This window comes from Mesorhizobium sp. M1A.F.Ca.IN.020.03.2.1 (assembly GCF_004023205.1).
Lineage (GTDB): Bacteria > Pseudomonadota > Alphaproteobacteria > Rhizobiales > Rhizobiaceae > Mesorhizobium.
The window spans coordinates 22,434-31,097 of the sequence record NZ_RZSV01000050.1; the positions used below are offsets into that span (position 1 = coordinate 22,434).

At 62.7% G+C, this 8,664-nt stretch carries 8 protein-coding genes; 6 read left to right on the forward strand and 2 right to left on the reverse strand.

What is annotated here, in order from left to right; all coding sequences use genetic code 11:
* The first annotated feature begins 162 nt into the window (after positions 1 to 162).
* Positions 163 to 1,944: a chloride channel protein gene (locus tag EOA79_RS10965; protein ID WP_164748411.1), complete on the forward strand. Its 1,782-nt coding sequence runs from the start codon at positions 163 to 165 to the stop codon at positions 1,942 to 1,944.
* 8 nt (positions 1,945 to 1,952) lie between these two features.
* Here EOA79_RS10965 and EOA79_RS10970 read toward each other — a convergent pair whose 3' ends face one another.
* Both EOA79_RS10970 and EOA79_RS10975 read right to left on the reverse strand, forming a co-directional pair.
* Positions 1,953 to 3,977 (reverse strand): bifunctional diguanylate cyclase/phosphodiesterase, encoded by a 2,025-nt coding sequence (locus EOA79_RS10970; protein ID WP_127335611.1) that lies wholly within the window; start codon positions 3,975 to 3,977, stop codon positions 1,953 to 1,955.
* Between the two features lie 17 nt (positions 3,978 to 3,994).
* Positions 3,995 to 4,495: a molybdopterin-dependent oxidoreductase gene (locus EOA79_RS10975; RefSeq protein WP_067326015.1), complete on the reverse strand. Its 501-nt coding sequence runs from the start codon at positions 4,493 to 4,495 to the stop codon at positions 3,995 to 3,997.
* 231 nt (positions 4,496 to 4,726) lie between these two features.
* Here EOA79_RS10975 and EOA79_RS10980 point away from each other — a divergent pair, with 231 nt between their 5' ends.
* From EOA79_RS10980 to EOA79_RS11000, 5 genes are all read left to right on the forward strand, one after another.
* The gene (locus EOA79_RS10980) at positions 4,727 to 5,392 is read left to right on the forward strand and encodes an XRE family transcriptional regulator (RefSeq protein ID WP_067327057.1); all 666 of its coding nucleotides are present in this window, start codon (positions 4,727 to 4,729) and stop codon (positions 5,390 to 5,392) included.
* A 37-nt stretch (positions 5,393 to 5,429) separates the two neighbouring features.
* The gene (locus tag EOA79_RS10985) at positions 5,430 to 6,506 is read left to right on the forward strand and encodes an extracellular solute-binding protein (protein WP_095823402.1); all 1,077 of its coding nucleotides are present in this window, start codon (positions 5,430 to 5,432) and stop codon (positions 6,504 to 6,506) included.
* 19 nt (positions 6,507 to 6,525) lie between these two features.
* Positions 6,526 to 7,395, forward strand: a complete 870-nt coding sequence (locus tag EOA79_RS10990; RefSeq protein ID WP_095800452.1) for an ABC transporter permease — start codon at positions 6,526 to 6,528, stop codon at positions 7,393 to 7,395.
* Complete coding sequence (locus EOA79_RS10995; protein ID WP_067326024.1) at positions 7,395 to 8,192, forward strand: ABC transporter permease; 798 nt, start codon at positions 7,395 to 7,397, stop codon at positions 8,190 to 8,192. Before EOA79_RS10990 ends, EOA79_RS10995 begins: the two co-directional genes overlap by 1 nt.
* On the forward strand, positions 8,189 to 8,664 hold a 476-nt coding region (locus EOA79_RS11000; protein WP_128293011.1), incomplete at its 3' end, for an ATP-binding cassette domain-containing protein. The genes EOA79_RS10995 and EOA79_RS11000, both read left to right, overlap by 4 nt.

An 8,664-nucleotide genomic window follows, 5' to 3' on the forward strand; every position in this document is an offset into this window, starting at 1 on the left:
CATTTTCCCGTTCTCGCAGCGAGGGTAGCCGGCCCAACCGTCGCTAATCGACGCAACGCCAAAATGGCGCCACAAGCGGTCGGCATTGCGGTTGCCACTCCATGCCGTCGGGCGTATCAGGCGCGGCAGCATCCATCCTCCGCATACCGGCGAGCCGCTCCGTTGCCTGCCATAAACGAACCGCAAGTCTACGCCCGCCGGCTTCGGGCGGTGCTGATCAATTCCATTCCCGTGCTCGAGGCGCGCGGCATCGTCATTGTGCTGATGGCGGGGATGGTCGGCATGATCGCGGGCGCCCTGGTCACCGGCATGAGCGCGCTGGTGCAAGCCATGCACTTCCTGCTCTTTGACGTGCAGCCGGGCGGGCGCCTTTCGGCGATGTTTTCGCTGGCCAGTCCGGTGCAGGCGATGTTTCCGGCGATCGGGGGACTGCTGCTCGGCCTTTCGGTGATCTGGCTGAGAAGGCGGAAGTTCAGAACGCCTGTCGACCCGATCGAAGCCAACGCGCTCTACGGTGGGCGCATGTCGCTCACCGATACGTTCATCATTGTCGGCCAGACCATGATCTCCAGCGGCTTCGGCGCCTCGGTCGGTCTGGAAGCCGGTTATACGCAGGTTGGTTCCGGCATCGCCTCGAGGCTGGCGCGCGCCTTCCGGCTGCGCCGCAACGACGTGCGCATCCTGGTCGGCTGCGGCGCCGCCGGCGCGATCGCTGCCGCCTTCGACGCGCCGTTGACGGGTGCCTTCTACGGCTTCGAACTGGTCATCGGCATCTACTCGGTGGCCAATGTGGCGCCGGTCATGACGGCGGCGATCGCCGCCTCGCTGACGGCTGAGATGTTCGGCGGCGTGCCGTTTCCGCTCGAACTTTCCGGCCTGCCGACGCTGACCGCCAGCCAGTATGTGCCGTTCCTGCTGCTGGGACTGCTCGGCGGGGCGGCGTCCATCGCGATCATGCATCTGGTGAGCCTTATCGAGCGCGTCTTTGTGCGGCTGGCGATCGACGCTTCCGTCAGACCTTTCATCGGCGGCATCGTTGTCGGGCTGCTCGGGCTGGTCACGCCGCAGGTGCTGTCCAGCGGACACGGCGCACTCCACCGCGAGTTCGCCATGAACTACGCGCTTCCCGTGGTGGCCAGCGTCTTCGTGCTGAAGCTTGCTGCCTCGGCGATCTCGCTCGGCTCCGGTTTCCGCGGCGGTCTGTTCTTCGCCTCGCTGTTTCTGGGGGCGCTGCTCGGCAAGGTCTTTGCCGGCGTCATGGTGATGGCCGCGCCCTCAACCGCGCTCGATCCGGCGGTCGCCGCCGTCGTCGGCATGACCTCGCTTGCCGTCGGTGTCGTCGGCGGCCCGCTGACCATGACTTTTCTCGCGCTGGAATCGACGCGGGACCTGACGCTCACCGGCGTGGTGCTGGCAGCGTCGATCATGTCGGCCATCCTGGTGCGCGAGACCTTCGGCTACTCCTTCTCGACCTGGCGCTTCCATCTGCGCGGCGAGACGATCCGCAGCGCCCACGACGTCGGCTGGATGCGCAGCCTCAATGTCGGGTCGATGATGCGCAAGGACGTCCGCACCATCGATGCTTCGATTACCTTGGCCGAGTTCCGCAAGGAGATCCCGCTCGGCTCGGCGCAGCGCGTCATCGCCGTCGAAGGGGGCCGGCACTATGTCGGCGTGCTGCTCGTGGCCGAACTGCACAGTGACCTCTCAGACGGCGAGACTCCGGTGCAGGCGCTCGCGCAGTTCAAGGATGCGGTGCTGGTGCCGTCGATGAACGTCCAGTCCGCCGCGGAGACCTTTCAGCGCGCCGGCGCTGAAGAGCTAGCGGTCGTTGAGGATTTCGACGACCGCATCGTGCTTGGCCTGCTCACTGAAAGCCATCTGATGCGGCGCTACGCCGAGGAGCTGGACAAGGCGCGGAGGGATCTTTCCGGCGAGGGCTGAGCCCTGATTCAATCGGCGGTCTTGCGGCCCTGCTTGGCGACTTTCCGCAGCATGGATGGGCCCAAGCGAAGAGACTCGGCTCGAGTTTTTCCATCTGTTTTGGCGCCACCCTGCCTTGCGACGAGATAGTTGGTCATCAACCTTGCCTCAACAGGCTCCGACATAAAGAACCCTTGTGCGCCGTGACAGTGTTCGTGGATCAGGAAGTCGAGTTGGGCTTCGTTCTCCACCCCTTCCGCAACAACGGTCAGGCCTAGCGAATTGGCCAGCGCGATGATGCCTCGGACCACGTTCTGTTTCTTCGTGGAGGAAGCCAGATCGCTGAGGAACGAGCGATCGATCTTTAATTGGTTCAAGTCGAAATCGGCAAGGTATCCGAAGCTCGCATAACCTGACCCAAAATCGTCGAGTGCCAGGCTCACTCCGAGGTTTCTAATCTTGCCGATACTCTCCAGAGCATTGCGGCTGTTCTGGATGAATATCCCTTCAGTGATCTCCAACTGCAGACGCGATGGAAGCAACCCCGTTTGCCGCAGCGTCTCGGTGAGATGCGTCAGATAGGCATCGGTCTGGAGGCTTCTTCCGGAGACGTTGACCGAGCAGATGAACTCTTCGGTGGAAATAGGCATCCATCGGGCGGCTTGCTCGCAAGCCTTGCCCAGAACCATCTTGTCGAGTTCCAGTATCAGCTCACTTCGTTCCGCGATCGGAATGAACGATGCCGGCGCACGAACCGCTCCCGAGACCGGGTCGTGCCAGCGGACCAGCGCCTCGGCCCCGATCATGCGGCCGGTCGCCAGCTCGAACTGGGATTGCCAGACCAGGAAGAACTCGTCGCAATTGAGGGCCCGCTTGATGGCCGCTTCTTCACCGAGCTGCATGTCGATCTGACTGAGGATCGCGGGCGAAAACGTCACGAAACCGGACCGCCCTTCGGCCTTTGCCGTGTAGAGAGCGCTATCGGCACTGTGCAGCAACGTGGAAATGTCGGAACCGTGCTGAGGGAAACATGCCATGCCGATGCTGGCGCCAATGCGCACCTGATGGCCCTCCAACTCTGCGAACCTGTTCAGCCGTTCGCGCAGACGTTGCCCCAAATCGTCATGATCATTCCGATCGGCAATAGCCATGATGGCGAATTCGTCTCCGCCCAATCGCACGGCGGCTACGTCGCCGGGCCGCTCGACCGACTGAAGGACCTCGGCAACCGCCTTCAGCAGCAGATCGCCGACGTGATGGCCGAAGGTGTCGTTCACGCTCTTGAAATGGTCGAGATCGATCAGGAGCAGCTGAAGCTGCCTACCGGTCTCCCTCGCCCGGTCCAGCATGGCGTCCCTGTTGGCTGCCATCCAGGCACGATTCTTCAGTCCGGTGGTCGCGTCGCGCCAGGCGAGAAATTCCAGCTTCTTTATCGTTTCCCGGCGCCCGATGAACAGAACCGCCGTCCCGATTGCCAGCAGCGACAAGATCGTCAGAGCAAAGGCTATCTGATAGTTGAACCGATTCAGGCTGACTTCCGACGCATAGAGATCGGCGTTAACGCCCTCGCCGTATTTGTAGTACTCGTCGTTCATCCGGCCGACGATCTGCTCCAGTTCCAGACCCAGTTCCTTCAAGCGCTGCTGATCGAACGGGAGCCCCGCCGCGATCACTGCGTCGAGCCGCGTTACCGCGTCGTTCACGCGCGGCACGATGCCTGCATATGCGGGAATTGCGCTGATCGTTTCGCCGCCGTCGACCCGCTTGAAGCGGATGTAAACCAGGTCGTTTGCAGCGGCCAGATGATCTAGGCTCGCCTGAGAGTTGGGCGCGACCTCAGCAAGCGAGATCATATCCCTCAGGTGGGTCACGTCGCGTATGGCAATATGGAATTCGCGGATGGCGAAGAACCCGAACCGGGGCAGCGAAGACTCGATCTTGCTGATACTGACAAACAGCATGACGATGAGGATCGCGGAACCGACCGCCGCCAGCCCTATGGCACTGCCATAGGTAAGCGGAATGCGCCAGCCTCTCAGTCGAGATCCCACCATGGAGGCCTACCAGCCGGTCAGTTGTCGGACTCGATCGTCTTGATCAGCCAAATCCATCGCGGTTTGCGGATCGGCGTGTCGAAGGCGGGGAAATCCTTGAGAGGATAGACCAAGCGGGTCGGACCTTGTGTTCGTCGGGTGAGCAACTCCCCGTCCTGGCGCGTCGCAAGAAGCAGAGGACCTTCCGTCCAATCCTCGTGCGGAATCACCTGCACGTAATCGTCCGCGGCCCTTAGAGTGACGGAATCCCTATCTGCCAATCCCAGGGACTTAAGCACGTCTCGGAACAGGACGCCTTCAAACGTCAATTGCCCTTGCTCGAAAGGACTTGTGGTGATGACTTTGTAGAGGCCGAGCTTTTCCAACTGCCTCAGTGTGACCGGGATCTGCTTGCCGTCCTTCTGAACGGTGAAAGCTACGGAGTCCGGCGGCTCCGGATAGCTGGCCGGTTCCAACGCCCGTGCAGTCAGAGTGCCGATCGCCAAGACAGCCAGCATCAGCAGGCTGCGCACGAGCATCAACGGTCCTTTTCTTAGCCAGGATGACATATCGCAATCCCTTCCCGCTCAGCAGATCGACAATGGTCCTTGCTGTACGACATCTTGCCGGCCGACATTCGATACTGCCGTTGAATGCTTAATTTTTTGATCGGCTTCCGTTCCCCGCCATGGGACCGTGGAAATGGCATCCGCCCCCTATTGCCAGCTGTACAGTGGTACTGTACAAGGTGTTAAGTGGAGGAAAACGGGATGCGCGAGGCTTCGGAGGACGGCCAGGCTCCGGCGACGAACGGTGCCGGCACGGCTGCAGCTCATGCGCAGCAGGTGCTGGGCGTGCGGCTCAAGGCCCTGCGCCTCGCTCGCCGTCTATCATTGCGTGACCTCGCGGAAGCGACCGGAACGAGCGCCAGCTTCATCAGCCAGCTTGAACGCGGGCTGACCGGCGCCAGTACTGCCTCGCTCAACCAGATGGCTTCGGCGTTGGGCGTGAGCGTCGCGATGCTGTTCGAGGAAAGCGCGACACAGAACCATGGCGTGCTCCGGCGCAGCGAGCGGCCAAGCCTTCCGCCCAGCAACGGCTGCCGTAAGATGCTGCTTTCCCGCCCGCCGCTGAGCGACATGGAGGTCTATGTCGGCGAGTTCGATATCGGCGGCTCGACCGGCTCCGCGCTTTACACGCATGGCGACGCGCAGGAGATGCTGATCGTCCTTCGCGGTGTCGTCGAGGTCTCTCTTGGCGACGCCCGCCACGTCCTCGAAGAAGGCGACAGCATCGAATACGCGACATCGACACCACATCGCAGCGAGAACATCGGCAGTGGTCGGGCCGAGGTGATGTGGATCATCGCACCGCCGACCTCGGCACGCGCCGAGCTCGATCAATACAAGCCCTGGAAACCGCTCGCGGCCAGGTAGTCCGATTAAACGCGGGCATAATGGGAGAGTCAGAGTTATGTTGAAGTCGAAACTTGCAGGTCTTGGCGCCGTGCTGGCGCTCGGAATGCTGACAACCACCGCCTTCGCACAGGAAAAGCCTGTCGCGGGCGAGGTGAAGGAAGGCTCGCTCAAGGGCAAGACCCTGACCTTCGTCTCCTATGGCGGCATCTATCAGGATGGCCAGGTGGCGGCGCTGAAGGAGTTCGTCGAGAAGTCCGGCGTCAAGCTGTTCAATGACGGGCCGACCGAGATCGCCAAGCTGCAGGCCCAGGTCGAATCCGGCAACGTCACCTGGGACGTGGTCGATACCGGCGATCTGCCGCCTTACGTCCATTGCGGAAAGCTGTTCCAGAAGCTCGATCTCTCGAAGCTCGACGTCTCGAAGATACCCGAAGGACAGGTCGGCGAGTGCTCGGTTCCGGCGATGAACTACGGCGTCGTGCTGATGTATAATAAGGAGAAGTACAAAGATAACCCGCCCAAGAACTGGGCTGACTTCTTCGACACCGACAAGTTCCCCGGCGTGCGCGCCCTGGACGGATCCGGCGATCCGACCGGTGGCCTGCTCGAACAGGCCTTCAAGGTGGCGGGCGGCGATCCGAAGGCGATGACTGCTGCCGACATCGACAAGGCCATCGACGTGATTCGCAAGCTCGGCCCGGACACGATCTACTGGAAGACGGGCGCTGAATCGCAGCAGCTCGCGGAGTCCGGCGAAGCCGACATGCTGATGATGTGGACCGGCCGCGCCATGACGGCGGTCAAGAACGGCGCCAAATACGCGCCCGCCTGGCAGGACTGGCTGGTGGTGATGGACCAGATGACGATCCCCGTCGGCGTCAAGGATACGGATGCCGCCTATGCGCTGCTGAATGCCTACCTCGGCAAGCAGGCGCAGGAGATTCTCACGCAGCAGACCTCCTACACGCCGATCAACAACGATGCGAAGCCGAAGGTTGACGAGTCGGTCGCAGCGTTCCTGACCAACACGCCCGAGCGCCAGAAGCAAGGCTACAAGCAGAACATCAAGTTCTGGGTCGAGAACTTCCCAGTGGCGCAGGAGAAGTGGTCCGCGCTGATGGCCGGCAACTGAGCTGACGGAGGCAAGGCCCGTGAGCGCGCTCGAACCGACGATCCAGACTGCCGAAAAACGGGCAGGATGGGCCTGGCGGCCGTTCGCGCTCACGCTGCCGGCCATGATCCTGCTCGCAGCTGTGATCGGCTATCCGCTGCTCACCATCGTGCTGCGCAGCCTCTCGGAGCCGGAATGGGGCGTGCAGAACTATGCCTGGTTCTTCGGCGCGCCCGTCAATCTCGCGGTGCTCCAGCGCACATTCACCATCTCGGCATGGGTGACGCTGGTCTGCGTGGTTTGCGCTTATCCTTATGCTTACCTCATGACCGCGGTCGGGCCGCGCGTGCGGCTCGTCCTGGTTCTCTGCGTGCTGATCCCATTCTGGGTGAGCGGCGTGGTGCGCACACTCTCCTGGGTGATCCTGCTGCAGGATTCCGGCGTCATCAACTCGCTGCTGAGATCAGCCGGCTTCGCGGGCATCCGGCTGATCCGCACCCAGACGGGCGTGGTGATCGGCATGGCGCAGGTGCTTTTGCCCTTCATGATCCTGCCGCTTTATTCGGTGATGAAAGGCATCGACCTCAGGCTGGTGCAGGCGGCGCGAAGCCTTGGCGCCCGGCCGTCCCGCGCTTTCTTCACAGTCTACCTGCCGCTGTCGCTGCCGGGCGTCTATGCCGGCGCAATCATCGTCTTCATCCTGGCGCTGGGCTTCTACATCACGCCGGCACTGCTCGGCGGGCCGCGCTCGACGATGCTGTCGACACTGGTGCAGACCCAGGTGCTCAGCCTGCTGCAATGGGGACGCGGCGGCGCGATGGGCGTGGTGCTGCTGGTCACGACCTTCCTGTTGCTGGCGCTTGCAGCGCCGGTGATGCGGTCGCGGCACCGGGAGGCGGGGCGGCGCTGATGGAAATGAAGACGCTCACCCGTGTCGTTCTCGGCCTTGTCAGCCTGCTGGTGGCGATCTGGCTGGTGGCGCCGACGCTGGTCGTCGTGCCGATGTCGTTCAACGGCAACAAGTCGCTCTCCTTCCCACCGCAAGGCTTCTCCTGGCAGTGGTACGAGAATTTCGTCACGAATCCAGAATGGTCGACCAGCTTCCTCAATTCCCTGAAGGTCGCCTCGATCGTGGCGGTGCTGGCAACGGTGCTCGGCACGCTGGCCGCCTTCGGGCTCGACCGTATGAAGGCACGGCCTGCCAATTTGCTGCGGATGCTGATGCTGACGCCGATGGTTGTGCCGGGCGTGGTTCTGGCCATCGGCATCTATGCCGTCTATCTCGATGCGCAACTCGTCGGCACGCTGCCCGGCTTCGTGCTCGCCCACACCATCCTGGCGCTGCCCTTCGTGCTGATCGCCGTGTCGGCCAATCTGGAAGTGTTCGACAGGCGGCTGGAGACGGCTGCGGCGAGCCTCGGCGCCGGCGCGCTCACCACGTTCCGGACGGTGACGCTGCCGCTGATCCTGCCCGGCATCCTCTCCGGCCTGCTGTTCGCCTTCGCGACGTCCTTCGACGAGATCATCGTCTCGCTGTTCATCACCAACCCCTATCTCAAGACCCTGCCGGTGCAGATCTTCTCCTCGATCACGCGCGACGCCGACCCGACGGTCGCGGCCGTCGGCACGATCCTTTTGTGCGCCACGACCATCCTGATCGGCGGCGGCATGCTTCTTCTTGGCCGCGAGCGGAAGGGACGCCTATGAACCCAAGACCGGACAATCGCGGCGCGGCGATCGACCTCGAATCCGTCACCAAGGCCTATGGCGCGTTCAAGGCGCTGGACGGCGTGTCGCTCAGGATCGAGCCCGGCGAGTTCATGACGCTGCTTGGGCCGAGCGGCTCCGGCAAGACGACGACGCTCAATGTGATCGCCGGTTTCACGGATGTGTCGAGCGGCAAGCTGCTGGTCGGAGGACAAAGTGTCGTCGGCGTGCCGGCGCACAAACGCAACATCGGCGTCGTCTTCCAGCACTACGCACTGTTTCCGCATATGACGGTTGGCCGCAACGTCGCCTATCCGCTGACGCTGCGCGGCGTTGGCCAGGAGGAACGGAAAAGGCGCGTGGCCAAGGCGCTCGACATGGTCAAGATGGGCGACTTCGCGCATCGCTATCCGAGCGAATTGTCAGGCGGCCAGCAGCAGCGCGTGGCGCTGGCGCGGGCCATCGTGTTCGA